The sequence below is a fragment of the Gilliamella sp. W8126 genome (assembly GCF_016102185.1).
In the GTDB taxonomy this organism is placed as follows: Bacteria; Pseudomonadota; Gammaproteobacteria; order Enterobacterales; family Orbaceae; genus Gilliamella; species Gilliamella apis_A.
This window is the reverse complement of record NZ_JACFPE010000007.1, coordinates 19437-45056: the sequence shown is the minus strand read 5'-3', so window position 1 is coordinate 45056 and position 25620 is coordinate 19437. Positions and strand designations below refer to the sequence as shown.

General features: G+C 36.1%; 24 protein-coding genes. 20 read left to right on the top strand and 4 right to left on the bottom strand.

The annotated features are described in order from the left end of the window. Positions 1–131: 131 nt before the first annotated feature. The gene (locus H3S74_RS10845) at positions 132–1511 is read left to right on the top strand and encodes a histidine-type phosphatase (protein WP_198247866.1); all 1380 of its coding nucleotides are present in this window, start codon (positions 132–134) and stop codon (positions 1509–1511) included. Between the two features lie 54 nt (positions 1512–1565). On the opposite strand, the gene dtd is transcribed toward H3S74_RS10845, so the two are convergent. From dtd to rpsT, 4 genes are all read right to left on the bottom strand, one after another. After that, positions 1566–2000: a D-aminoacyl-tRNA deacylase gene (dtd, locus tag H3S74_RS10840; protein ID WP_065651691.1), complete on the bottom strand. Its 435-nt coding sequence runs from the start codon at positions 1998–2000 to the stop codon at positions 1566–1568. Positions 2001–2007: 7 nt separating this feature from the next. Beyond that, positions 2008–2850 (bottom strand): virulence factor BrkB family protein, encoded by an 843-nt coding sequence (locus H3S74_RS10835; protein WP_086320892.1) that lies wholly within the window; start codon positions 2848–2850, stop codon positions 2008–2010. 13 nt (positions 2851–2863) lie between these two features. Then, positions 2864–3448 carry an SPOR domain-containing protein gene (locus H3S74_RS10830; RefSeq protein ID WP_110453796.1) on the bottom strand — a complete coding sequence of 195 codons (585 nt, stop codon included), beginning with the start codon at positions 3446–3448 and terminating at the stop codon, positions 2864–2866. 117 nt (positions 3449–3565) lie between these two features. Continuing rightward, positions 3566–3829 carry a 30S ribosomal protein S20 gene (gene rpsT, locus H3S74_RS10825; protein WP_034901681.1) on the bottom strand — a complete coding sequence of 88 codons (264 nt, stop codon included), beginning with the start codon at positions 3827–3829 and terminating at the stop codon, positions 3566–3568. Between the two features lie 229 nt (positions 3830–4058). Between rpsT and pgk the strand changes: the two genes are divergently transcribed. The 19 genes from pgk to H3S74_RS10730 all read left to right on the top strand — a co-directional run bounded on the left by pgk (position 4059) and on the right by H3S74_RS10730 (position 25618). Then, positions 4059–5222, top strand: coding sequence for a phosphoglycerate kinase (gene pgk / locus H3S74_RS10820; protein WP_065578363.1), 1164 nt, complete (start codon positions 4059–4061; stop codon positions 5220–5222). Positions 5223–5298: 76 nt separating this feature from the next. Next, complete coding sequence (fbaA, locus tag H3S74_RS10815) at positions 5299–6378, top strand: class II fructose-bisphosphate aldolase (RefSeq protein ID WP_086362787.1); 1080 nt, start codon at positions 5299–5301, stop codon at positions 6376–6378. 196 nt (positions 6379–6574) lie between these two features. Continuing rightward, positions 6575–7003: a 50S ribosomal protein L11 gene (gene rplK / locus H3S74_RS10810; protein WP_110448561.1), complete on the top strand. Its 429-nt coding sequence runs from the start codon at positions 6575–6577 to the stop codon at positions 7001–7003. A 3-nt stretch (positions 7004–7006) separates the two neighbouring features. Continuing rightward, positions 7007–7708: a 50S ribosomal protein L1 gene (gene rplA, locus H3S74_RS10805; RefSeq protein ID WP_198201741.1), complete on the top strand. Its 702-nt coding sequence runs from the start codon at positions 7007–7009 to the stop codon at positions 7706–7708. Between the two features lie 223 nt (positions 7709–7931). Next, positions 7932–8429, top strand: a complete 498-nt coding sequence (rplJ, locus tag H3S74_RS10800) for a 50S ribosomal protein L10 (RefSeq protein ID WP_086362789.1) — start codon at positions 7932–7934, stop codon at positions 8427–8429. A 58-nt stretch (positions 8430–8487) separates the two neighbouring features. Then, positions 8488–8856: a 50S ribosomal protein L7/L12 gene (rplL, locus tag H3S74_RS10795; protein ID WP_034901671.1), complete on the top strand. Its 369-nt coding sequence runs from the start codon at positions 8488–8490 to the stop codon at positions 8854–8856. Between the two features lie 243 nt (positions 8857–9099). Beyond that, positions 9100–13128 carry a DNA-directed RNA polymerase subunit beta gene (gene rpoB / locus H3S74_RS10790; protein ID WP_198247865.1) on the top strand — a complete coding sequence of 1343 codons (4029 nt, stop codon included), beginning with the start codon at positions 9100–9102 and terminating at the stop codon, positions 13126–13128. A gap of 90 nt (positions 13129–13218) precedes the next feature. Continuing rightward, complete coding sequence (gene rpoC / locus H3S74_RS10785; protein ID WP_198201739.1) at positions 13219–17439, top strand: DNA-directed RNA polymerase subunit beta'; 4221 nt, start codon at positions 13219–13221, stop codon at positions 17437–17439. An 84-nt stretch (positions 17440–17523) separates the two neighbouring features. Next, positions 17524–17835, top strand: a complete 312-nt coding sequence (locus tag H3S74_RS10780; protein ID WP_198201738.1) for an antibiotic biosynthesis monooxygenase — start codon at positions 17524–17526, stop codon at positions 17833–17835. A gap of 361 nt (positions 17836–18196) precedes the next feature. Then, positions 18197–18796, top strand: coding sequence for a LemA family protein (locus H3S74_RS10775; RefSeq protein WP_086358839.1), 600 nt, complete (start codon positions 18197–18199; stop codon positions 18794–18796). Between the two features lie 5 nt (positions 18797–18801). After that, positions 18802–19707 carry a YgcG family protein gene (locus tag H3S74_RS10770; protein WP_198247864.1) on the top strand — a complete coding sequence of 302 codons (906 nt, stop codon included), beginning with the start codon at positions 18802–18804 and terminating at the stop codon, positions 19705–19707. Between the two features lie 356 nt (positions 19708–20063). After that, the gene (locus H3S74_RS10765) at positions 20064–20393 is read left to right on the top strand and encodes a PRD domain-containing protein (protein ID WP_110448617.1); all 330 of its coding nucleotides are present in this window, start codon (positions 20064–20066) and stop codon (positions 20391–20393) included. Positions 20394–20438: 45 nt separating this feature from the next. Further along, positions 20439–20807, top strand: coding sequence for an SFCGS family glycine-rich protein (locus tag H3S74_RS10760; protein ID WP_034884881.1), 369 nt, complete (start codon positions 20439–20441; stop codon positions 20805–20807). 13 nt (positions 20808–20820) lie between these two features. Beyond that, positions 20821–21117, top strand: a complete 297-nt coding sequence (locus H3S74_RS10755) for a DUF4312 family protein (protein WP_065578355.1) — start codon at positions 20821–20823, stop codon at positions 21115–21117. 15 nt (positions 21118–21132) lie between these two features. After that, positions 21133–21885, top strand: coding sequence for a DUF4311 domain-containing protein (locus tag H3S74_RS10750; protein WP_110448556.1), 753 nt, complete (start codon positions 21133–21135; stop codon positions 21883–21885). Positions 21886–21903: 18 nt separating this feature from the next. Then, positions 21904–22557, top strand: coding sequence for a DUF4310 family protein (locus H3S74_RS10745; RefSeq protein ID WP_086358844.1), 654 nt, complete (start codon positions 21904–21906; stop codon positions 22555–22557). 49 nt (positions 22558–22606) lie between these two features. Next, positions 22607–23761, top strand: a complete 1155-nt coding sequence (locus H3S74_RS10740; protein WP_198247863.1) for an amidohydrolase/deacetylase family metallohydrolase — start codon at positions 22607–22609, stop codon at positions 23759–23761. Then, on the top strand, positions 23739–24878 hold the full coding sequence (locus tag H3S74_RS10735; protein ID WP_198201735.1) for a DgaE family pyridoxal phosphate-dependent ammonia lyase: 1140 nt from the start codon (positions 23739–23741) through the stop codon (positions 24876–24878). Before H3S74_RS10740 ends, H3S74_RS10735 begins: the two co-directional genes overlap by 23 nt. Beyond that, positions 24878–25618, top strand: a complete 741-nt coding sequence (locus tag H3S74_RS10730) for a KDGP aldolase family protein (RefSeq protein WP_198247862.1) — start codon at positions 24878–24880, stop codon at positions 25616–25618. Before H3S74_RS10735 ends, H3S74_RS10730 begins: the two co-directional genes overlap by 1 nt. The last annotated feature ends 2 nt before the right edge of the window (positions 25619–25620 follow it).

Sequence of the window (25620 nt, the reverse complement as noted above, 5' to 3'; positions counted from 1 at the left end):
AAATTGAAAGAGTGTTATTAAAATAATTGCATTATTTTCAGTTAAATAATGTTATTAATGAGATAAAATAAGCTTATAAGTAATGGCCTGTTATTTTGCTCTTATATTATTAATTATAGATAGGGGTAATTATGTCTTTTATAAAAAATTTTTCTATTACTCAACCAGCAAATCAGATATTAGCCATTATGCTTACGCTTTTTACGCCATTGAGTTTTGCTGGAATGATGATTTCTGGTTCAAAGACTGCATATCAATATGATGCAAGACAATCTCTTACTCCTGCGCCTAGTGGGTATCAAGCGTTTTATATTGATCATATTGGTCGCCATGGTTCCCGTTATATCAGCAAAGCTAAATATGAAGATATTGCTTATAAAATTTTAGTATTGGCGGAAAAAAATAATCAATTAACTGAAAAAGGGAAATTATTATTAACGCAAATTACTACTATTAAAGAACTTAATAAAGATCATTATGGTGAACTTAGTGATCTTGGGCGAAAAGATATAAGTTTAATTAGTCAACGAATGTTAAAGAATAATCCAACAGTGTTTAAAGGTCAAAAAATAGCGGTTATTTCATCAACCTCTCCACGGGCTAAAGAAACGGCTGAAATCTTTATTAATACATTCAAAACCAAATATCCTAATCTAAACGTTCATCAACAACCAGAAGATCAGCAAACGTTGTTACGTTTTTTCGAATATTCGCCTGCTTATGCTAAATATAAGAAAAATAAAATAATTAAAAATACGCTAAAATCATTAGAAAATGCCCCTAAATCAATAGAAATGAGTGAAAATATCGCAAGGCTGATCTTTACATCTAATTTTATTCATCAATTGAATAATGGTATCTCGCTATCAGAAAATTCTTTAGTTAAAACGCAAAATTTTGTGCTTGCTGTTTATCAACTTTATCAAGAATTATTATCCTTTTCACCACCATTATTAGCCGACAATCATCTTGATTTTAGCGGTTACTTCACCAAAGATCAGCTATTATGGTTTAGCACTGTCGTCACCGCAAAAAATTATTTACAAATTGGTCCTGCTTTTGATAGTAATGGTATCCAAATTAAGATTGCTGCACCATTATTATTAGATATGTTAAAAACAGCTGATAGTGCGATAGCTAATAATAATATTGATGCCAATTTGCGCTTTGCTCATGCCGAAACTGTATCACCATTAGCAACATTGATGGAAATTGAAGGTACCAATATAGTAGCTAATCCAGTAAGTGATTATCCTTCCGTTTGGCAAGCCGACAAAATTATTCCAATGGCAGCAAATATTCAATGGATTTTTTATAAAAGTGAACAAGCTGATCAGCCTATATTGGTTAAAGTCATGTTAAATGAGCGAGAAGTCCATTTACCTTTAAAAACCAACAATTATCCTTACTACAAATGGGACGAATTGAAGCAGTTCTATGAAAATAAATTAAATAATTGGGGCCTTACCAACCAAGAAGTAGTATTAAAATGGCTAAATAAAATCAAATAAATGAGTTATATTTACTTAAAAAATTTAGAATATCTTTCCTTTAAGACCGCATAGTTAAACTTGTAGCCAAAATGTTACTGGGCCGTCATTAATCAGTGATACTTGCATATCGGCTGCAAATTGCCCTGTTTGTGTTTCAATATGCTGTTGGCACTGTTTGACAAAAAATTGGTAAAGCTCATTGGCCATATCTGGAGAAGCCCCTTTTGTAAAACTTGGCCGCATACCTTTTTGAGTATCAGCGGCTAGTGTAAACTGGGAAACAACCAATAGTTTGCCATTAATTTGTTGAACATTGAGGTTCATTTTGCCATCCTTGTCACTGAAGATACGATAGCCAAGCACTTTTTCACTTAAACGGATCGCTTTTTGTTCATTATCGCCTTGTTCAACACCAAGTAAAACCAATAATCCCTGATCTATTTCACCAATAATTTGGTTATTTACAGAAACTGAAGCGTGTTTTACTCGTTGGATTAAGGCAATCATTTTTATATTACTCCGATTGGGATGAATGTTTTAGATGCATTTTGTTATGTCTATTATAGTCGGTGAGTGTTGCAGCAAATTCGGCGCCAAATAAGACAATACACCAAGAACAATATATCCAAACTAACATAATAGGAATTGAGGATACTACACCATAAATAAGTTGATAAGTAGGAAATGATGTCACGTACAGCGCAAAAGCACGTTTACCAATTTCAAATAATATCGCTGCGACTAATGCGCCAATTAAGGCTTCTTTAAATGGTACCGATTCGGTAGGTATAATACTGTAAAGTAACCAAAATCCGACAATAGATATAATAAATGGTAAGGTACTTAGTAGTACATCACCGCTGGCTGCATCGGATAACCATTTTAGTGAAAATATATAAGAGCTTACAGCAACACTTGAACCAACTAAAATAGGACCTAAAGTCAAAATAGTCCAATACATAGTTAAGTTATACATGAACGAACGTTTCCGCTTAGTTCGCCAGATACGATTAAGTGCATTATTAATAGAGTTAATAAGTAATAGTGATGTCACTATTAAGCCGATAATTCCGACCAAGGTCATTTTTCTGGTATTGGCGATAAATTGCTCAAGATAATTTTGGATAGTATCACTAGCAGTTGGAACGAGATTACTATAAATGAGTTGCTTTAATGATTGACTCACCTCGTCAAACATAGGAAAGGCTGAGAGTAATGCAAAAATTACCGTTATCAGGGGGACTAATGCAAGTATAGTTGTGTAAGCTAGTTCTGCTGCTGAAGTAGTTAATCTATCATGATTTATTCGAGCCCATAACATTACTAAAAATGACTGCATATGCTTAAGTATATTCATAATATACCTTCATTTAGTTAGAAAGAATGCAATTATTGATCCCATTATCTTTTAATGTGTTTAATATTTTTTGTGCATCAGTTTTATTTGTATATGGGCCAACAGTAACTCGATATAACTGTTGACTGGAGGTTATATTACCACTAATACCGGTCATAGCTAGAGATGCTTTTAATGTGTCTGCATTTGTTTTTTCTTTAAATGCACCACATTGTAGTAACCATTTATTATTTTCAGTATTGGTTGATGTAGTTGGTGTTGTAGAAGAATTATTGATAAAACTATCTAATATTTGTTGCCTTTCACTTGCAGTGGAATTAGTATCACTACTCGCATTCGGTGTTTCTAATTCTTTAAGATAGGTCCAACGTTCTTGTGGTTGTTCAGGTAAAGTTGCTACCGGCGACTCAGTTTTTACTTTTGGTCGCTCAATAGGTTTTTCTGGGTGATTTGTTGATAGTAAATATAAAATAGCAGAAAACAAAACAATAATGATAACTGCAAGAACTATCATTAACGATGGTAATATTCGTGACTTATTCTTTTTAGCTTTTGATTTTGATTGGCTCTTTTTTCTTACATAATCACGTTGAACCACAATATGCTCTCTTTTCTTTCATTCATATAAATTGAAATAACAGTATATAAATAAAAAAAGTGGCTTACACCACTTTTTTTCAATTTTCTTTAACTCTATTGTCAACAGATTAGAACATTAAGCTAGTGCTTTAATCTGTTTAATTAAATTCGCTTTATGACGTGCAGCTTTGTTTCTGTGGATTAGACCACGAGCCGCTTGACGGTCAACAACTGCTTGCATGTCTTTGAATGCTACTTCAGCTGTTTGTTTATCACCAGCTGCAACAGCTGCGTAAACTTTTTTAACATAAGTACGCATCATTGAACGGTTACTAGCATTATGTTTACGACGTTTTTCGGATTGAACCGCACGCTTTTTAGCTGATTTGATATTAGCCAAAGTCAACTCCCAAGTTTAAATAAAAATACATATTAATAAGGCGGGGAAATATGCCTGATTTTCTTTCCATTGTCAATGCTGTTACATAAAAAAATTTACTATAAAAAGTACAAAGCACAAATTTCGAGTAATGTTTACTATATAACCGATATTGATTGTAACCTAATTAGAAATTTTATGTTAGAATAGCAAAAATTTTATTGTTTTTATATTTATAAGAGGAAGTCTCATGTCTATCATTAGAATGCAAGATCTTGATCTAAAAGGGAAACGTTTATTTATTCGCTCAGATCTTAATGTGCCTGTTAAAAATGGTAAGGTTACTTCAGATGCGCGAATCAAAGCATCATTACCTACTATTGAAGAAGCCATTAAAAAAGGTGCTAAAGTAATGGTTACTTCTCATATTGGCCGACCAACTGAAGGCGAATATAACCCAGAGTTCTCTTTACAACCTGTGGTTGATTACTTAAAAGAACATGTTTCTTTCCCTGTTCGTTTAGTTAAAGATTACCTTGATGGTGTTGATGTTAACGAAGGTGAACTTGTCGTTCTTGAAAACGTACGTTTTAATGTTGGTGAAGGTAAAGATGATGAAACTTTATCTAAAAAATATGCGGCTCTTTGCGACATTTATGTAATGGATGCGTTTGGTACTGCTCACCGTGCTCAAGCTTCAACTCACGGTGCTGGTAAGTTTGCGCCAGTTGCTTGTGCAGGTCCATTATTAGCTGCTGAACTTGATGCATTAGGTAAAGCACTTGATAATCCAGCCCGTCCGATGGTTGCGATTGTTGCTGGTTCTAAAGTATCAACTAAATTAACAGTTCTTGATTCTTTATCAAAAATCGCTGATCAAATTATTGTTGGTGGTGGTATCGCTAATACCTTTATCGCAGCTGAAGGCTATAATGTAGGTAAATCACTTTATGAAGCTGATTTAATTCCTGAAGCAAAAAAATTAATGGCTAATTGTCATATTCCAGTTCCAACTGACGTTCGTGTAGCAACAGAATTTAGCGAAACAGCAACGGCAACTGAAAAATCAGTTAAAGATGTGAAAGAAAATGAACAAATCCTTGATTTAGGTGATGAGTCAGCAGAAGCGTTAGCTGATATTATCAAAAAAGCAAAAACCATTTTATGGAATGGCCCTGTCGGTGTGTTTGAGTTCCCTAATTTCCGTCGTGGTACTGAAATTGTTGCTAAAGCAATTGCTGATAGCCAAGGATTCTCAATCGCTGGTGGTGGTGATACATTAGCTGCAATTGACCTATTTGGTATTGAAGATAAAATTTCTTATATTTCTACTGGTGGTGGTGCATTCCTTGAGTTTGTTGAAGGTAAAAAACTACCAGCTGTTGCAATGTTAGAAGAGAGAGCAAAAGCTTAATATTCTATTTTGATAAGAAGGATGAGCCAATTACTCATCCTTTACTTTTTATATAAATAAATCTATAGGAATTAAAATGGCTACAAAGATTTCTGATGTCGTTAAACCTGGTGTTGTTACTGGTGATGATGTACAAAAAGTTTTTCAAATCGCGCGTGAGAATAATTTTGCTTTACCTGCTGTTAATTGTGTTGATACAAATACAATTAACGCAGTAATTGAAACTGCAGCTAAAGTTGGTTCAGCTGTAATTGTTCAATTTTCTAATGGCGGTGCTCAATTTATCGCTGGTAAAGGCTTAAAATTAGATGGACAAGAAGCTGCTGTTTTAGGTGCGGTTTCAGGTGCTAAACATGTTCACCTAATGGCCGAAAAATATGGTGTGCCAGTTATTCTTCATACTGACCACTGTGCTAAAAAACTTCTTCCATGGGTTGATGGATTACTTGATGCTGGTGAAGCTCACTTTGCTAAAACAGGTAAACCTTTATTCTCTTCTCATATGATCGATCTTTCCGAAGAAACATTAAAAGATAATATTGATATTTGTTGTCAATATCTTGCTCGTATGTCTGCGATGAAAATGACATTAGAGTTAGAATTAGGTTGTACTGGTGGTGAAGAAGACGGCGTAGATAATAGTCATATGGATAGTTCTGCATTGTATACACAACCAGAAGATGTTGCTTATGCTTATGAACGTTTAAGCGAAATTAGCCCACGTTTTACTATTGCTGCATCATTCGGTAATGTTCACGGTGTTTACAAACCAGGTAACGTGAAATTAACGCCAAAAATTTTAGATAATTCTCAAAAATATGTATCTGAGAAATTCAATTTACCAGCTAAATCATTAAACTTCGTTTTCCATGGTGGTTCAGGTTCAACTCAAGAAGAAATTGCTGAAGCAGTTAGCTATGGTGTTGTTAAAATGAATATCGATACTGATACTCAATGGGCAAACTGGGCGGGTGTTTTAGATTACTACAAAGCAAATGAAGCTTATCTTCAAGGTCAATTAGGTAACCCTGAAGGTATCGATGCACCGAATAAAAAATATTACGATCCACGAGTATGGTTACGTAAAGGTCAAGAATCTTTAGTTGCTCGTTTAGAACTTGCATTTAAAGAACTTAACGCTATCGACGTACTGTAAAACTTTCTAATATTTTTTATTGTATATATAGAAGCAGAGTAATGAACTCTGCTTTTGTTTTATCCTTCAACAAATAAATGTTGCATTTTTGTATTAGTTGTAGGATAATTTCGCCCTCATTTAACTTAGGGGAGCTGTCTATTTATTAATAACTATTATTAATAGAGGCGTTTGCACCCGAGAGAAGGAAACTAAAATGGCAAAAAAAGTACAAGCCTACATCAAGTTGCAAGTTGCAGCTGGTGCAGCAAATCCTAGTCCACCAGTTGGTCCAGCACTTGGTCAACACGGTGTGAATATTATGGAATTCTGTAAAGCATTTAATGCTAAAACAGAAAGCATGGAAAAAGGTTTACCTATTCCAGTAGTTATCACTGTATATTCTGACCGTTCATTCACTTTTATAACTAAGACTCCGCCTGCTGCAGTATTATTAAAGAAAGCGGCTAAAATCAAGTCTGGTTCTGGTGAACCGAATAAGAAAAAAGTCGGTAAAGTAACTAGCGCTCAAATTCGCGAAATCGCTGAATTAAAAGCTGCTGATATGAATGGTGCAACCATTGAAACGATGATGCGTTCTATCGAAGGAACTGCACGTTCAATGGGCTTGGAAGTGGAGGGTTAATTCATGGCTAAATTATCTAAAAAAGCTAAACTTATCCGCGAAAAAGTAAACGCTACTAAACTATATGATATCAATGAAGCAGTCGCTTTATTGAAAGAACTTGCTACAGCTAAATTTACTGAAAGCGTTGATGTTGCTGTTAATTTAGGTATCGACTCACGTAAATCAGATCAAAATGTGCGTGGCGCTATCGTTCTTCCACATGGTACGGGACGTAGTGTTCGTGTTGCTGTATTTACTCAAGGTGCAAATGCTGATGCTGCTAAAGAAGCTGGTGCTGAATTAGTTGGTATGGATGATCTAGCAGATCAAATCAAAAAAGGCGAAATGAACTTTGACGTTGTTATCGCATCTCCAGACGCAATGCGTGTTGTTGGTCAATTAGGTCAAATTTTAGGACCTCGTGGCTTAATGCCAAACCCTAAAGTTGGTACTGTAACACCTAACGTAGCTGAAGCGGTTAAAAATGCTAAAGCAGGTCAAATCCGTTACCGTAATGATAAAAATGGTATTATCCATACTACTATCGGTAAAGCTGATTTTGATGCAGATAAACTTAAAGAGAATTTAGAAGCATTACTTGTTGCTTTAAAACGTGCAAAACCAGCATCTTCAAAAGGTGTATTTGTGAAGAAAGTTAGCCTTTCTACTACAATGGGCGCTGGTGTTGCTATCGATCAAGCAACTTTAAATACATCTGTTTAATTAACAATTAAACAAAGAATCGGTTGGTGTCTGGCCTTAACCAGACCCCGTCCAAGACCGTAGGTGTAATTGATATTTGATTACTTAATTTTCCTACGTAGACGGTGACAGAACCTGATAAGATATAATACAGGAATTCTGCTCATCGTGATTGTGCTAACTACATTTGTAGTTAGTTAAAGTAATTCTAGGCTTTGCCTAGTTTAATCCAGGAGCAATACCAATGGCACTAAATCTTCAAAATAAACAAGAAATTGTTGCTGAAGTTAATGAAATAGCCAAAGGTGCGCTATCTGCAGTTGTTGCTGATTCTCGTGGCGTAACTGTAGAAAAAATGACTGCATTACGTAAATCTGCTCGTGAAGCTGGTGTTTATATGCGTGTTGTTCGTAACACCTTATTACGCCGTGTTGTTGAGGGAACTCAATACGAGTGCTTAAAAGATACGTTTGTTGGTCCAACTCTAATTGCGTTTTCAAATGAGCACCCAGGTGCTGCAGCGCGTATTTTTAAAGCGTTTGCAAAAGAAAATGATAATTTTGAGATTAAAGCCGCAGCCTTTGAAGGTGAGTTGATTACTGCAGCGAACATTGATCGCTTAGCAACATTACCTACTTATGAAGAAGCATTAGCTCGCTTGATGTCAACCATGAAAGAAGCCGCAGCTGGCAAATTGGTTCGTACTCTTGCAGCGGTTCGCGATCAAAAAGAAGCTGCTTAATAGCAGTATGATTGTGAATTTTATTAATTAAAAAAATGTAAATTTGGGAAACTATATTATGTCTATCACTAAAGAACAAATTTTAGATGCAGTTGCTGAAATGTCTGTAATGGATGTTGTTGAACTTGTATCTATGATGGAAGAAAAATTTGGCGTTTCTGCAGCAGCAGCTGTAGCAGTTGCAGCAGCTGGTCCAGCTGAAGCAGCAGAAGAAAAATCTGAATTTGATGTAATCTTAAAAGATGTTGGCGCTAACAAAGTAGCTGTTATCAAAGCAGTTCGTGGTGCAACTGGTTTAGGCTTAAAAGAAGCTAAAGACCTTGTTGAATCAGCTCCAGCAACTGTTAAAGAAGGTGTTAGTAAAGCTGACGCAGATGAACTTAAAAAGGCACTTGAAGAATCTGGTGCAGTTGTCGAACTTAAGTAAGTTTATCGATAACAAGCTAACTGGCTGGGGGTTTTATACCTCCAGCCTTTTTGCGCTGTAATAAGTCAAAGAATTTTATTTGAAGATTATCAATAAAAAGTAATAAAGAAATAATATATTTATTAAGCCTAATCATTTGATATTTATAGATATTTTCGATGAGGTGTCAGGCGTTATTATTTCGTAGTACCCTGATGAATATTTAATCATGCTAAAATAGCAGATAAGCAAGTTGAGGAACTAATGGTTTACTCTTATACCGAGAAAAAACGAATTCGTAAGAATTTTGGTAAGCGTCCACAAGTCTTGGATATACCGTATCTTCTTTCTATTCAACTTGATTCGTTCCAGAAGTTTATTGAGCAAGACCCTGAAGGTCAATATGGTTTAGAAGCCGCTTTTCGTTCAATATTTCCGATAAAAAGTTATAGTGGTAGCGCTGAGTTACAATACGTGAGCTTTAAGATGGGCGAACCTGTATTTGATGTAAAAGAATGTCAAATTAGAGGGATCACTTACTCAGCACCATTGCGCGTTAAATTACGTTTAGTTATTTATGATAAAGATGCGCCAGAAGGAACAGTTAAAGATATTAAAGAGCAAGACGTCTATATGGGCGAAATTCCTTTAATGACTGACAATGGTACGTTTGTGATTAACGGTACAGAACGTGTTATCGTTTCACAATTACACCGTAGTCCAGGTGTGTTCTTTGATAGTGATAAAGGTAAAACACACTCTTCTGGTAAAGTTTTATATAATGCTCGGATTATTCCTTATCGTGGCTCTTGGCTTGATTTCGAATTTGATCCAAAAGATAATCTTTTTGCTCGTATTGACCGTCGTCGTAAACTTCCTGCAACAATCATTTTGCGTGCGTTAGGTTATGAAACTGAAGAAATTTTAGATATGTTCTTCGAAAAAACTATTTTCGAAGTGGGCAAATCAAAATTAAAAATGGATCTTGTGCCAGAGCGTTTACGTGGTGAAACAGCGTTATTTGATATTGAATCAAAAGGCAAAGTTTACGCAGAAAAAGGTCGTCGTATTACAGCTCGTCATATTCGTGAGCTTGAAAAAGATAAAGTAACTAAGATCGATGTTCCAGTTGAATATATTGTTAATAAAGTATTAGCGAAAAATTATGTAAATCAAGAAACAGGTGAAGTTGTTGCTTTTGCTAATACACCAATTTCACTAGAGCTATTGCTTGAATTAACTAATGCTGGCTATAAGAAAATCGAAACATTATTCACTAATGATTTAGATCATGGTGCATTTATTTCTGAAACCTTAAATGTTGACTCTACTCGAGATCGACTAGGTGCATTAGTTGAAATTTATCGAATGATGCGTCCAGGTGAGCCACCAACAAAAGAAGCAGCTGAAGCTTTATTTGATAACTTATTCTTCTCTGATGAGCGTTATGACTTATCAGCAGTAGGTCGTATGAAGTTTAATCGTTCTTTAGGACGTGACGATATTGAAGGCGAAAGTGTCTTAACTAAAACTGATATCGTTGATGTAATGAAGAAATTGATCAGCATTCGTAATGGTCATGGTGAAGTCGATGATATCGATCACTTAGGTAACCGTCGTATCCGTAGTGTTGGTGAAATGGCAGAAAACCAATTCCGTATTGGTTTAGTGCGTGTAGAGCGTGCTGTAAAAGAACGTTTATCATTAGGCGATCTAGATTCACTAATGCCACAAGATATGATTAATGCTAAACCAATTTCAGCAGCTATCCGCGAATTCTTTGGTTCAAGCCAATTATCTCAGTTTATGGATCAAAACAATCCATTATCTGAAATTACGCATAAACGCCGTATTTCTGCATTAGGTCCAGGTGGTTTAACACGTGAACGAGCGGGCTTTGAAGTACGTGACGTACATCCTACTCATTATGGTCGTGTATGCCCGATTGAAACACCAGAAGGTCCAAACATCGGTTTGATTAACTCACTAGCGGTTTATTCTCGTACTAATGAGTATGGATTCCTTGAGACTCCATACCGCCGAGTAGTTGATGGTGTGGTAACTGATGAAATTAACTATTTATCAGCAATCGACGAAAGTGAATTTGTTATTGCTCAGGCTAACTCAAATCTTGATGACGATGGTCGTTTTAAAGAAGATTTAGTAACTTGTCGTTTAAATGGTGAGTCTGGTTTATATAGCCCTGAACAAGTCCACTATATGGACGTATCAACACAACAAATCGTATCGGTTGGTGCTTCATTAATTCCATTCTTAGAACATGACGATGCGAACCGTGCATTGATGGGTGCAAACATGCAACGTCAAGCGGTACCAACATTAAAGGCAGAAAAACCATTTGTTGGTACAGGTATGGAACGTGCAGTAGCGGTTGACTCAGGTGTAACTGCAGTTGCTCGTCGTGGTGGTACAGTACAATATGTTGATGCATCACGCATTGTAATTAATGTTAACGATGATGAAATGTACGCTGGTGAAACAGGGATTGATATTTATAATTTAACTAAATATACCCGTTCAAACCAAAATACCTGTATTAACCAAATTCCATGTGTGGAATTAGGTGAAAAAGTTGAGCGCGGTGATGTTCTTGCGGATGGCCCATCAACTGACTTAGGTGAGTTGGCTTTAGGTCAAAACATGCGTGTGGCATTCATGCCATGGAATGGTTATAACTTTGAGGATTCTATTTTAGTTTCTGAAAAAGTGGTACAAGATGACCGTTTCACTTCGATTCATATTCAAGAATTATCTTGTGTATCTCGTGATACTAAACTAGGTGCAGAAGAAATTACCGCAGATATTCCAAATGTTGGTGAAGCGGCGCTTTCTAAACTAGATGAATCAGGTATTGTTTACATTGGTGCTGAAGTTAAAGGTGGCGATATTCTGGTTGGTAAAGTAACACCAAAAGGTGAAACACAATTAACTCCAGAAGAAAAATTACTACGCGCTATTTTTGGTGAAAAAGCGTCAGATGTTAAAGATACTTCACTTCGTGTACCAAATGGTGTTTCAGGTACAGTTATTGATGTTCAAGTCTTTACTCGTGATGGTGTACAGAAAGATAAACGTGCACTTGAAATTGAAGAGATGCAACTTAAACAAGTTCGTAAAGATTTAACAGAAGAACTTAAAATCCTTGAAGCAGCATTATTTGCTCGTATTCGTGATGTATTAATTTCTGGTGGCATTAAAGCAGATAAATTAGATGCGTTACCACGTGAAAAATGGTTAACCATTGGTATTGCCGATGAAAGTAAGCAAGCTCAATTAGAGCAACTAGCTGAACAACACGAAGAAATTAAAGCTGAGTTTAACAAAAAACTTGAAGCTAAACGAATGAAGATTACTCAAGGTGATGATTTACAACCAGGTGTACTCAAAATCGTTAAAGTTTACTTAGCGGTTAAACGTCAAATTCAGCCTGGTGATAAGATGGCTGGTCGTCATGGTAACAAAGGGGTTATCTCTAAAATCAACCCAATTGAAGATATGCCATATGATGATAAAGGTCGCCCAGTAGATATCGTATTGAATCCTCTAGGTGTTCCTTCTCGTATGAATATCGGTCAGATTTTAGAAACTCACTTGGGTATGGCGGCGAAAGGTATTGGTCAAAAGATCGATGCAATGCTAAAAGAACAGCAAGAGTTAGCTAAATTACGTGATTTTATCCAAAAAGCTTATGACCTTGGTTTAGGTGCAGCACAAAAAGTAAATGTTGCTGAATTTACCGATCAAGAAGTGATGACATTGGCGCAAAATTTACGTAATGGTATGCCACTTGCAACACCGGTATTTGATGGTGCAAAAGAGCAAGAAATTAAAGCATTACTTGAACTTGGTGATTTACCAACTTCAGGTCAAATTACCTTGTATGATGGACGTACCGGTGAACAATTTGAACGTCCAGTAACTGTAGGCTATATGTACATGTTGAAATTGAATCACTTAGTTGATGATAAGATGCATGCCCGTTCTACAGGTTCATATAGTCTGGTTACGCAACAACCATTGGGTGGTAAAGCTCAATTTGGTGGTCAACGTTTCGGTGAGATGGAAGTATGGGCACTTGAAGCATATGGTGCAGCTTATACCTTACAAGAAATGTTAACTGTTAAATCAGATGATGTGAACGGTCGTACTAAGATGTATAAAAATATTGTAGATGGTGATCATCGTATGGAACCTGCGATCCCTGAATCATTTAACGTATTGTTAAAAGAGATTCGTTCGTTAGGTATTAATATCGAGTTAGATGAAGAGTAATCTTAGCTAACTAAAATGATTTCTATTTATAGGGATAACTTATCAGTAATGATAAGTTATCTAATTGGTTTAACTCCATAGGAGTCAATTGTGAAAGACTTACTAAAGTTTCTAAAAGCACAAACAAAAACTGAAGATTTTGATGCTATCAAGATAGGCCTTGCTTCTCCTGATATGATTCGTTCATGGTCTTTTGGTGAAGTTAAAAAACCTGAAACAATTAACTATCGTACGTTTAAACCTGAACGTGATGGATTGTTTTGTGCGCGTATTTTCGGGCCAGTTAAAGATTATGAATGTTTGTGTGGAAAATATAAACGTTTAAAACACCGTGGTGTTATTTGTGAAAAATGTGGTGTAGAAGTCACACAAGCTAAAGTACGTCGTGAACGTATGGGCCACATTGAACTTGCATCACCAACTGCACATATTTGGTTTTTAAAATCATTACCATCTCGTATTGGTTTATTACTTGATATGCCACTTCGTGATATTGAACGTGTGCTTTATTTTGAATCATTTATGGTTCTTGATGGAGGCATGACAAATTTAGATCGTGGACAAATCTTAACTGAAGAACAGTATTTAGATGCGTTAGAAGAGTTCGGTGATGAGTTTGATGCACGCATGGGTGCAGAAGCTATTCAAGAATTATTACGTAATATTGATGTTCAAGCTGAATGTGAAGCATTACGTGATGAACTCTCAACCACTAATTCTGAAACAAAACGTAAAAAGTTAACCAAAAGAATTAAGATCATTGAAGCATTTATCCAATCAGAAAATAAACCTGAATGGATGATCTTAAATGTATTACCTGTGTTGCCACCAGATTTACGACCATTAGTACCACTTGATGGCGGTCGTTTTGCAACATCAGACTTAAATGATTTATATCGTCGTGTTATTAACCGTAATAATCGTTTAAAACGTTTATTAGATTTAGCTGCACCAGATATTATTGTACGTAACGAAAAACGTATGCTACAAGAATCTGTGGACGCATTATTAGATAATGGTCGTCGTGGTCGTGCAATCACTGGTTCAAACAAGCGACCATTAAAATCACTTGCCGATATGATTAAAGGTAAGCAAGGTCGTTTCCGTCAAAACCTATTAGGTAAACGTGTAGACTATTCAGGCCGTTCAGTAATTACTGTAGGTCCATACTTACGTTTACATCAATGTGGTTTACCGAAGAAAATGGCTCTTGAGCTATTTAAACCATTTATCTACGGTAAATTAGAGCGTCGTGGTTATGCAACAACCATTAAAGCTGCTAAGAAGATGGTTGAACGTGAAGATGCAATTGTTTGGGATATCTTAGATGAAGTTATTCGTGAGCATCCGGTATTATTAAACCGTGCACCAACACTTCATAGACTTGGTATTCAGGCGTTTGAACCTATCCTAATTGAAGGTAAAGCGATCCAATTGCACCCATTAGTTTGTGCGGCATTCAATGCTGACTTCGATGGTGACCAAATGGCGGTTCACGTTCCATTAACGTTAGAAGCACAATTAGAAGCGCGTGCGTTAATGATGTCAACCAACAATATTCTTTCACCAGCAAGTGGTGAACCTATTATCGTTCCATCTCAGGACGTGGTATTAGGTCTTTACTATATGACTCGTGATAAAGTCAATGCTAAAGGTGAAGGCATGGTATTAACCGGCCCTAAAGAAGCAGAAAAACTGTATCGTTTAGGTCTAGTTGAATTACATGCTAAAGTTAAAGTACGTATAACGGAAAGTCATCGTAACAGTATTGGTGAATGGGAAGATACAACTTCTGTAATTGATACTACTGTTGGTCGTGCTATCTTATGGTTAATTATGCCTAAAGGTATGAGTTTCTCTGTTATCAATCAACCGCTTGGTAAAAAAGCGATTTCACGAATTTTAAATATTTGTTATCGCCAATTGGGCATGAAAGAAACTGTTATTTTAGCTGACCAAGTTATGTATACCGGCTTTGCTTATGCAGCTCGTTCTGGTGTATCGGTTGGTATTGATGATATGGAAATTCCTGCTAAGAAATTACAAATTATCAATGAAGCTGAAATCGAAGTTGCAGAAATTCAAGAACAGTTCCAATCAGGTTTAGTAACTGCAGGTGAACGTTATAACAAAGTTATCGATATTTGGGCAGCAGCTAATGAGCGTGTTGCTAAAGCGATGATGGATAACTTATCAACTGAAAAAGTGATTAACCGAGAAGGTGAAGAAGAAGTTCAATCTTCATTTAATAGCATCTATATGATGGCCGACTCTGGTGCTCGTGGTTCTGCAGCTCAGATTCGTCAGTTAGCGGGTATGCGTGGTTTGATGGCTAAACCAGATGGTTCAATCATCGAAACACCAATTACGGCAAACTTCCGTGAAGGATTAAACGTACTTCAATACTTTATCTCGACCCATGGTGCGCGTAAAGGTCTTGCTGATACCGCATTGAAAACAGCGAACTCAGGTTACTTAACTCGTCGTTTAGTTGATGTGGCTCAAGATTTAGTTGTTATTGAAGATGACTGTGGCACGTTAGAAGGTGTGGTAATGACACCTGTGATCGAAGGTGGTGATGTTAAAGAACCATTACGTGAACGTGTATTAGGTCGTGTAACAGCTGAAGACGTATTAAAACCAGGTAGTGCGGATATTTTAATCCCTCGCAATACATTACTTGATGAAAGTTATTGTGATCTACTTGAACAAGAATCTGTTGATAGTGTCAAAGTTCGTTCAGTCGTTTCGTGTGATACTGATTTTGGTGTTTGTGCGAAATGTTATGGACGTGACTTAGCTCGTGGTCACTTAGTGAACAAAGGTGAAGCAATCGGTGTTATTGCAGCTCAATCAATCGGTGAGCCAGGTACACAGTTAACCATGCGTACGTTCCATATCGGTGGTGCGGCATCTCGAGCAGCAGCAGAATCTAGTGTTCAAGTTAAAAACAAAGGTAGTATTAAACTAACTAATGCTAAATTTGTGACTAACCCAGATCAGAAACTAGTTATTACTTCACGTAATGCTGAATTAACTATTATTGATGAATTAGGTCGAATGAAAGAAACTTATAAAGTTCCTTACGGTTCGATTTTAACCAAAGGTAATGGTGCAGCGGTTGATGCCGGTGAAACAGTAGCAAACTGGGATCCGCATACAATGCCAGTTATTTCGGAAGCGAAAGGTTTTGTTCGTTTTGTTGATATGATCGATGGCCAAACCATTACTCGTCAAACTGATGAGTTAACAGGTTTATCCTCTATCGTGATCTTAGATGTAGCTGAACGTACTGGTGTTGGTAAAGATCTACGTCCAGCAATTAAAATTGTTGATGCTAAAGGTAATGATATCTTTGTGGCAGGTACAGAAATGCTTGCGCAGTACTTCTTACCTGGTAAAGCATTAGTACAATTAGAAGATGGTGCGGAAATTAATGTTGGTGATACACTTGCACGTATTCCACAAGCATCTGTAGGTACTAAAGATATCACCGGTGGTTTACCTCGAGTAGCTGATTTATTTGAAGCTCGTAAACCTAAAGAGCCGGCAATTCTTGCTGAAATTGATGGTATTATCTCATTCGGTAAAGAAACTAAAGGTAAACGTCGCTTAATTATTACTCCACTAGATGGTAGTGAACCATATGAAGAGATGATTCCAAAATGGCGTCAACTTAACGTATTCGAAGGCGAACAAGTTGGCCGTGGCGATGTGATTTCTGATGGACCTGAATCAGCACATGATATTTTACGTCTACGTGGTGTTAATGCAGTAACTCGTTACATTGTGAATGAAGTTCAAGAAGTTTATCGTTTACAAGGTGTAAAAATTAATGATAAACATATTGAAGTTATTGTTCGTCAAATGTTACGTAAAGCAACTGTTATTCATCCTGGTGGTTCTCGTTTACTTGATGGTGAACAACTTGAAGTTTCACGCTTGAAGATTATTAATCGTGAGCTTGAAGCACAAGGTAAAGAACCAATTGTTTACTTGCATGATTTGCTTGGTATTACTAAAGCATCACTTACTACTGAGTCATTTATTTCTGCGGCATCGTTCCAAGAAACGACTCGCGTATTAACTGAAGCAGCAGTTGCAGGTAAAAATGATGAACTTCGTGGTCTGAAAGAAAACGTTATTGTTGGTCGCTTAATTCCAGCTGGTACTGGTTATGCATATCATAAAGAGCGTTTGCGTAAACGCGCAATGCCATCTGATGATGCAATTCAACCAACAACTGTTTCAGCTGAGGAAGCTACAGCTAACTTAGCGGAATTATTGAATTCAGCAGAAGAAAATCAATAGATTTTAGATAAATCGACTAAAGTAGCACGTGTTATCACGTGCTATTTTTTTTGTCGAGTGTATGAGGTATGAAAGGAGTATTAGATGTATATTGTAATGAATCGTTTTAAAATTAAGTTAGGTAGTGAAGACACTTTTATTGAAATATGGCGTAATCGTGATAGCCATTTAAAAGAGATGAAAGGTTTTAATCGTTTTTATTTCCTTAGAGGTAAAACTTATGAAGATTACACATTGTTTTCATCATATGTCGAATGGGAATCAAAACAAGATTTTGAAAATTGGGTTAATTCTGCTCATTTCAAACATACTCACCGTAACACCGATAGTCGTCCAAATAACGAAGATATCTATTTTGAACCGGCTCAACTTGAATGTTTTGAAGTCATTATCTAAGTAATTTTTAAACTAAAAAATCAAATTTAAAAATAAGCATTGTGAGCAATACCAATAAAAAATTACCGATGATAATTCTTCGCAAATTACATAAAAAAAGATATAATCAAATAAAATTACATGAGCATAACATCTATTAAAGAAGGCGATCAGCCCATGTAAGTTAAGTCCATTATCTAAAAGTCTCTTCTTTATATTTTATAGTTCATAATTATTTTTATAAAAAGTTGTAAAAATATATTCTTCAATTAAGCATTATAAGTTTGTTAGTAACCAAATTTTTAGGCTACTGGTTAGTATTTTCTAATTATCATAGCTTTTTTAAGTTATTTGAAAGTTTAACTATTTACAGGGGCTTGCCATGAAATCGAAATTACTATTGCTTATTCTTATTTTAATCATTGTTGGTGGATTTTTCTTTTTTAAAGACTATAACAGTATTCAAACTCAAGACGAAAAAGTTGCTGCATCTTGGTCGGAAGTGATTAATCAGTATAAACGTCGAGCAGATTTAGTTCCGAATCTTGTCAATACAGTAAAAGGATATGCAACTCATGAAAAAGATGTTTTTACTCAGGTAACAGATGCGAGAGCGAAAGTGGGTTCGATCCAAATTAATGCAGATCAACTTAGCGATCCCGCTTTATTCTCAAAATTCCAACAAGCCCAATCAGAGTTAAGTTCCGCATTAAGTCGCTTAATTGCTGTTAGTGAAAATTACCCTGAACTTAAAGCAAACACTCTTTATCAAGATTTAATGAGCCAATTGGAAGGTACTGAAAACCGAATAACGGTTGCTAGAGGTCGATATATAGAAACAGTACAATCATTTAATACTTATATCCGTCAATTACCAACCAAGTGGATTGCAAATGTTATAGGGGTACAACCAAAACAACAGTTTACTGTTGAAAATGAACAACAAATTTCGAATCCACCAGCAGTCAATTTTGGACAATAAGCATAATGAAAAAATATTATCTGCTCTTTTGTTTACTGTTTTTTAGTGCTGTAAGTTATGCATTAACTGAAATTCCAACATTTGATCACCGTGTTATTGATACGTCAGATACTTTAGAATCATCACAAATAGATGATTTGGAATCAAGCTTGATTTCTTTTGAGAAAACGCGAACTGATGGTGCACAGATCGCGGTATTAATGATCCCCAAACTCGATAATGAAACGGTTGAACAGTATGCCGATAGGGTGTTTATTCAATGGAAAATAGGTAAAAAAGAGCAAGATAATGGTATTTTATTATTAATTGTTAAAGATGATAAGTTGATGCGAATTGAAGTTGGTTATGGTTTTGAAGGAATCATTACGGACTTAATTGCTAGTCATATCATTCGTGAACAATTAGCGCCACAATTTAGACAAAATAACTATTATCAAGGTATACATGATGCACTTTCAGTTTTAATTAATAAGTTAAATGATCCTCAACAGGTACCGGCGACTAATAATGATCCAGATCTCAAAACGGTACTTGCTGGTGATTTTGGTGCTAATTTATTTAGTTATGGATTAGCATCCTTTTTTATTTGTTTCACTATTGCTAGCTTATTTTCGATTAGTTCCACTAAACGTAGTGCTAGCCGAAGTTTAGGTACTGGTTTACTTAATGCTATATCAGTTGGTGGTTTTACTTTGTTCAATGGTTATTCATTACATATTGTCTTACCTCTAATATTTTTAGCATTTGTTGCCAGTGCGATTTTAAGTGGAATTTTAACTATGAGTGGCGGTAGCGGACGTGGTGGTCGAGGAGGCGGTTTCGGTGGTGGTTTTGGCGGAGGTTCATTCGGCGGATTTGGTGGTGGAGGCGGTGGCCGTAGTGGTGGCGGTGGTGCCTCTGGCAGCTGGTAAACTTTCTTAAAAAGTACCAAAAGAAATTGGCAATTTACTTTTTTAACAAAAATACTACTTAGGTTCATAGCCTCGATAGCAAAAATAACTATCTGTGCTTGAAAAATTTTGAGGAGAGGGGTTTTTTATATCATAAAAATTTATTAATGATACTTTTAAGTAATAGTTTATTTAAATTTAAAATCAATTTAGTTAATCTTCAATTACATCCTACATAATAATCCTTGTTTACAATAGCTTTTAGCCTGCCTGACAATAAATTTCCTTTTGCAATAGGAAAAAGTCTCTCTCCACATTGATAATTATTTCCTTTAGGCTAAGTCATCTTAAAAAGAAACAAGAGAATTAGAATGACTATGGCACAAATACAATTCCGTATGATCGAAGATGATTTAGATCCCGAAGTTGTGACTGCGCAAACGATAGAAATTATTAATCGTTGGTTGACTGATCATCAAATATCCCAAAATGACGTGCAAAAAGCGATGTTGTTATCACATGTTAAAGCAATGGTTGAAAGAGCGAAAACGCTAGAAAAATTACCTGAGGTTGATCCTTCTTTATTTGATGAGCTCTCAGAGCAATCCTTAATGCTTGCACGTAAAACCATACAATTATTCAATAGCCTACCAATGGAAGAGGCTTATTTACTGGCTGTTCATTATGAAGTAGCTATAGCAAATTAAACGAATTAATAAATTTAAAAAACAATAATTGATAGGAGCATAATTATGGCAGAAGTAATCATTGTCATCGGCGATAGAATGGGCAAAGGACAAAAAATTGCAGAGGGAATTAATTCTATAGAAGGGTGTCGTGCAATTGTTATTCCAGGTATGGCAGCTGATATGAAATTGGGTGACGTAATGAATAATGAGAATGCAGATCTAGGGCTTTCGTTTTGTGGCAGTGGCGGTGCAGGCGCCATAACGGCACAAAATAAATATGGCTATTCTCAACGACACGGTATGCGTTCAATTGAAGAAGGTGAAACAGCCATTAATGACGGTTGTAAAGTATTAGGTTTTGGTTTTATGGATACAGTAGAACTTGGCCAACGTATAGCCCAAGCATTTTTGAAAAAATATCCTCGTTCTTAAATAGGTTAGAAATATGAAAAAAACTGAGCAGATACAAGTAAGAGTAACTGGGCAAGGAGATTCGAAGCAGCGTGCGTTTGCTATAGCGCTAAATCAAGTGCAAAAGCAGGTACTTAAAAATACTAATAATGTCATGTTACGAATTGAACCGCTTGATATTAGTGTTGTTTCTGCTATTGAAAAGATAACTACAGAACGCTTTTTATTTATCTTTTTACCTAGAAAAAAGACATTTTATGACATCACACTCGATGTCTCAGTAAATGTTACGTTTATCGATCTAAACGATATTAAATTTATCTCTAAATAACGTAAAAGGAAAGTCATGGAAATTCTAATTATAGCATTGAAGTCCATTGTAATTGGTGGACTGTGTGGATTTGGAGTAGGCGCTGGTGCAGCTCGAATGTTTCATGCTCCAACTTATCAAGGTATGGGGGCTTTTCGTACCCTAGGTGAACTTAATTCTTGTGAGGGTGATCCTGCTGCACATTTTTCATTTGGCTTAGGATTCTTTTTTAATGCCTGGGCTTCATCTGTTGCTGCTGGTTCATTTACCCAAGATGTTGATCATCGTATCATTCCAAACTGGGGTGCTGCACTATTGATGATAAAAAACCGAAATTTAGCACAAACGTTACATGATCCTAAGAAAATGGCCTTTGCTTGTGCATTTATCGGTGTGATTGTTGTGTTATTTTTAAATACAACCACCTCGGTTATTCCTGATTCTTTAAAAATTACCGCAACTAAAGTTTTAGTTCCAGCCGCAAATTTACTAGTCGCGACTGTGATGCCGGTTATTTTCTGGTTGGCAGCTTTAGATGCCGGTAGAAGAAGTGGTTTTTGGGGAACTTTGTTTGGTGGGCTAGCGCAATTAATTATGGGTAATGCAGTACCTGGTTTAGTGTTAGGTATTTTGATTGGTAAAGGAGTGGATGATAGTGGTTGGAATCGAGTGATGAAAATCATGTTAGCTGCGGTAATTGTTTTATTTATCATGAGCGGATATTTCCGTGGATTTGATATGAAAATGATTAATTCATTCCGAGATGGTTTGTCTTATTGGTTTAAATAATATAGGGAACAACAGATTATGAATACTCAAACAACCATTAATAAAAGTTTTTGGTATGCCGATTGGTCATTCCCTATTCTTTGTGGATTACTCTCTGCAGGTATTTTCGCTGGAACACATACTTTTTATGTATATGGGATTGGTGCTTTTAACGAAATAGCATTTGTTGCAATGCTTAAATCAGGTATGACGACAGGCGATTATGGTGCAGTAGCCGCTTTTGGTGCTAGCTTTTTATTTGCGCGTGTCATTGAGGGATCGCTGGTTGGGATACTTGATATTGGTGGTGCGCTACAAACAGGTATTGGTTTAGGTGTGCCAGCGTTGCTATTAGCTGGTGGCTATACATTGCCAATTGAGAATTTTTTGGTAGCGTTATTAACCGGTTTATTGCTCGGTATGGTAATCGGCTTACTTATCATCCTTATTCGTAAATTTACAGTTAACAGTGGTGGTGGATCAACCTTTGGCGCAGATGTCATGATGGGAGCGGGAAATGCATCAGGTCGATTTCTTGGTCCAATGATTATTTTATCAGCTATGGTTGCATCTATTCCTATTGGTATAGGGTCATTGCTTGGTGCACTATTATTTTATGTATGGAAAAAGCCTATTACAGGTGGTGCAATATTAGGTGCCATGATTTTTGGCGGTATCTTCCCAATTATATAATATTATGTCCCCTCTATCATGATTATGGTCGAGGGGATTGGATTAAATTATGTATGATTTAATTATAAAAAATGCCAAATTCATTGATAATTCAATAACCGATATTGCCATTCAACAAGGCAAAATTGTGGAAATTGGCAAAAATATAATCGCAACATCAAATCAAGTATTGGATTTACAAAATCAACACTATATAAGTGCCGGCTGGATAGATTCCCATACTCATTGCTTTGCTCACTCACCAATTTACCACGATGAACCAGATCTCATTGGTGTTAAAACTGGTGTGACGGCAGTGGTTGATGCCGGCAGTGTTGGCGCACTTGATGCGGACGAATTTTATGATTTAGCGATGCAGGCTAAAACTCATGTTTATTCTTTTTTAAATATCTCAAAAATTGGCTTAATAAGGCAGAGTGAGCTTGCTGATATGCAAGATATCGATGTGCCGTTATTTGACCAAACTTTAGTTAAATATCCTAATTTTATTATTGGAATAAAAGTTAGGATGAGTCGTAGCGTTGTTGGCGAAAATGGTATTTTACCGTTAATCAAAGCGAAAGAGATGCAGAAAAAGACGGGTTTGCCACTAATGATTCATGTAGGAAATAATCCGCCTGAACTTGATGAAATTGCAGATTTATTAACTAAAGGCGATATTATTACTCATTGTTTTAATGGTAAGCCAAACCAAATATTTGATAAGCAGAATAATCTGCGTGATTCAATTAAACGCGCCATTGAACGTGGGGTGATTTTAGATATTGGTCATGGTGGTGAAAGTTTCAGTTTTTCGGTAGCTGAGCGAGCTAAATGCTTAGATGTTTATCCAAACACTATTAGCTCTGATATATATTCTAAAAATCGCTTGCAAGGTCCTGTATTTAGCTTAGCAAATGTGATGAATAAATTTATCTGTCTAGGTTATAGCAAAACTAGAATTATTGATAGTGTCACTAAAAATGCGGCACAAATATTGCATTTAAATAATAAAGGGGAAATAGCTATTGGCTATGATGCCGATTTGACTATTTTTGATATAAAACAGCAAACCGTCTCTTTAACTGATTCAGAAGGTGAGCAGAGGGAATGCCATGAACAGTTTGTTCCTTTAGCCTCTATCGTAACAAATACAACCAAAAAAGTTACACATATTGAAATAACACAAGAAGGTAGTAAAAATGAGCTCAGAATCTCAAACTGAAAAAGAAATATACAGTAAATACCACTTGAAAAAAGTGATTAATGCTTCGGGGCGAATGACTATTTTAGGTGTTTCAACACCCAGAGCAGAAGTGGTAGATACTGTATCCCACGGATTAAATGAATATTTTGAAATAAAAGATTTAGTTGATAAAACGGGTCAATACATTGCTAAATTACTCAATGTCGAAAACGCTGTGGTCGTATCATGTGCCTCGGCTGGCATTGCGCAAGCTGTCGCAGGTTTAATCGTTAAAGATGATCGTGATTTATTATTTAATTTACATAGTTCTGATAAATGGGTAGCAAGGGAAATTATTGTGCCAAAAGGACATAACGTAAATTTTGGTGCACCTATTAGTACTATGGTCGCTCTAGGTGGTGGAATTGTGGTTGAAGCGGGTTATGCAAATGAGTGCAAACCAGAGCACATTGAATCATTAATTAATTCTGATACCGCGGCTATTTTATATGTTAAATCACATCATTGTGTGCAAAAAAGTATGTTATCAGTTGCGCAAGCCGTAACAGTGGCCAAAAAATATAATATTCCATTAATTGTTGATGCCGCAGCGGAAGAGGATTTACAAACCTATTATCAACAAGGCGCTGATTTAGTTATTTATAGTGGTGCAAAAGCAATTGAAGGGCCAACTAGTGGCTTAGTTATTGGCCGCCACCAAGCTATTGAATGGCTTAAACTTCAGTCTCAAGGTATTGGCCGACCAATGAAGGTTGGTAAAGAAGGTATTTTAGGCTTAACCAGGGCAATTGAGTTATATATTAACGATCCTAAACAAGAAACTGGGCAAGAAATGGTTGTCAAAATGACACCATTTATCGAAAAGTTAAATTCTATTAATGGTATATCGGCAAAAGTTGTCTGGGATGGTGCTGGCCGAGATATTGCTCGTGCAGAAATATCATTTGATGCAAAGGTTATTGGTAAAAGTGCTGTTGAAATGATAGACCTGATGAAGCAAGGCGAGATTGCAGTCTATTTTCGGGAATATAAAGCCAATGAGGGTAAAGTAGATGCAGATGTTCGTAGTGTAACGGCGGAACAGCTTGATATTGTCTATAACAAAATTATAAAAATTATCCAAGGAGTTAAATAATGCAATTGACACCAAATTATTTTAACGATCGCGTTTGTTTAAACGTATTAGCCAATTCAATTGATAATGCTAGTGCTATTTATGAAGCTGCACAAACTTATGTTGTTGTGGGAGTGTTATCTAAAAATTATCCAGATAATCAGCAAGCAATAGAAGATATGAAAAAATATGCGTTAGCCATTGATAATGCTATTTCAGTTGGTCTGGGAGCGGGTGATCCTAATCAATCTACTATGGTGTCAGAAATATCTGCAGTTCTACAGCCTCAACATGTTAATCAAGTTTTTACAGGGGTGGCAACAAGTCGTGCTTTATTAGGACAAAAAGAAACGGTAATTAATGGTCTTGTATCACCAACAGGGAAAGTAGGATTAGTTAATATAGCTACAGGACCACTAAGCTCAAAATCACCAGCTGCTATCGTTCCGGTTGAAACCGCTATTGCTTTATTAAAAGATATGGGAGGAAGCTCAATTAAATATTTCCCTATGGGTGGGTTAAAACATATAGATGAATATGAGTATGTGGCTAAATGCTGTGCTGAACATAATTTCTATCTAGAACCTACTGGTGGTATCGATTTAGACAATTATGAAACAATTTTAAAAATTGCCTTGAATGCTGGTGTGAAAAAAGTTATTCCACATATTTATACCTCAATTATTGATAAAACAACTGGGGCGACAAGAACTGAAGATGTTAAACAACTATTAGCGATTACGCAAAAGTTAGCAGGATGAGT

What these genes read in the sequence shown, in the direction of transcription:
- H3S74_RS10735 (WP_198201735.1), top strand. Translation starts at nt 23,739, where the DNA reads ATGAGCTCAGAATCTCAAACTGAAAAAGAAATATACAGTAAATACCAC.
- rplA (WP_198201741.1), top strand. Translation starts at nt 7,007, where the DNA reads ATGGCTAAATTATCTAAAAAAGCTAAACTTATCCGCGAAAAAGTAAAC.
- fbaA (WP_086362787.1), top strand. Translation starts at nt 5,299, where the DNA reads ATGGCTACAAAGATTTCTGATGTCGTTAAACCTGGTGTTGTTACTGGT.
- H3S74_RS10750 (WP_110448556.1), top strand. Translation starts at nt 21,133, where the DNA reads ATGGAAATTCTAATTATAGCATTGAAGTCCATTGTAATTGGTGGACTG.
- H3S74_RS10835 (WP_086320892.1), bottom strand. Translation starts at nt 2,850, where the DNA reads ATGAATATACTTAAGCATATGCAGTCATTTTTAGTAATGTTATGGGCT.
- H3S74_RS10760 (WP_034884881.1), top strand. Translation starts at nt 20,439, where the DNA reads ATGGCAGAAGTAATCATTGTCATCGGCGATAGAATGGGCAAAGGACAA.
- rplK (WP_110448561.1), top strand. Translation starts at nt 6,575, where the DNA reads ATGGCAAAAAAAGTACAAGCCTACATCAAGTTGCAAGTTGCAGCTGGT.
- H3S74_RS10745 (WP_086358844.1), top strand. Translation starts at nt 21,904, where the DNA reads ATGAATACTCAAACAACCATTAATAAAAGTTTTTGGTATGCCGATTGG.
- dtd (WP_065651691.1), bottom strand. Translation starts at nt 2,000, where the DNA reads ATGATTGCCTTAATCCAACGAGTAAAACACGCTTCAGTTTCTGTAAAT.
- H3S74_RS10770 (WP_198247864.1), top strand. Translation starts at nt 18,802, where the DNA reads ATGAAAAAATATTATCTGCTCTTTTGTTTACTGTTTTTTAGTGCTGTA.
- H3S74_RS10740 (WP_198247863.1), top strand. Translation starts at nt 22,607, where the DNA reads ATGTATGATTTAATTATAAAAAATGCCAAATTCATTGATAATTCAATA.
- H3S74_RS10755 (WP_065578355.1), top strand. Translation starts at nt 20,821, where the DNA reads ATGAAAAAAACTGAGCAGATACAAGTAAGAGTAACTGGGCAAGGAGAT.
- rplL (WP_034901671.1), top strand. Translation starts at nt 8,488, where the DNA reads ATGTCTATCACTAAAGAACAAATTTTAGATGCAGTTGCTGAAATGTCT.
- H3S74_RS10780 (WP_198201738.1), top strand. Translation starts at nt 17,524, where the DNA reads ATGTATATTGTAATGAATCGTTTTAAAATTAAGTTAGGTAGTGAAGAC.
- H3S74_RS10730 (WP_198247862.1), top strand. Translation starts at nt 24,878, where the DNA reads ATGCAATTGACACCAAATTATTTTAACGATCGCGTTTGTTTAAACGTA.
- H3S74_RS10775 (WP_086358839.1), top strand. Translation starts at nt 18,197, where the DNA reads ATGAAATCGAAATTACTATTGCTTATTCTTATTTTAATCATTGTTGGT.
- H3S74_RS10845 (WP_198247866.1), top strand. Translation starts at nt 132, where the DNA reads ATGTCTTTTATAAAAAATTTTTCTATTACTCAACCAGCAAATCAGATA.
- rplJ (WP_086362789.1), top strand. Translation starts at nt 7,932, where the DNA reads ATGGCACTAAATCTTCAAAATAAACAAGAAATTGTTGCTGAAGTTAAT.
- pgk (WP_065578363.1), top strand. Translation starts at nt 4,059, where the DNA reads ATGTCTATCATTAGAATGCAAGATCTTGATCTAAAAGGGAAACGTTTA.
- rpoB (WP_198247865.1), top strand. Translation starts at nt 9,100, where the DNA reads ATGGTTTACTCTTATACCGAGAAAAAACGAATTCGTAAGAATTTTGGT.
- H3S74_RS10765 (WP_110448617.1), top strand. Translation starts at nt 20,064, where the DNA reads ATGGCACAAATACAATTCCGTATGATCGAAGATGATTTAGATCCCGAA.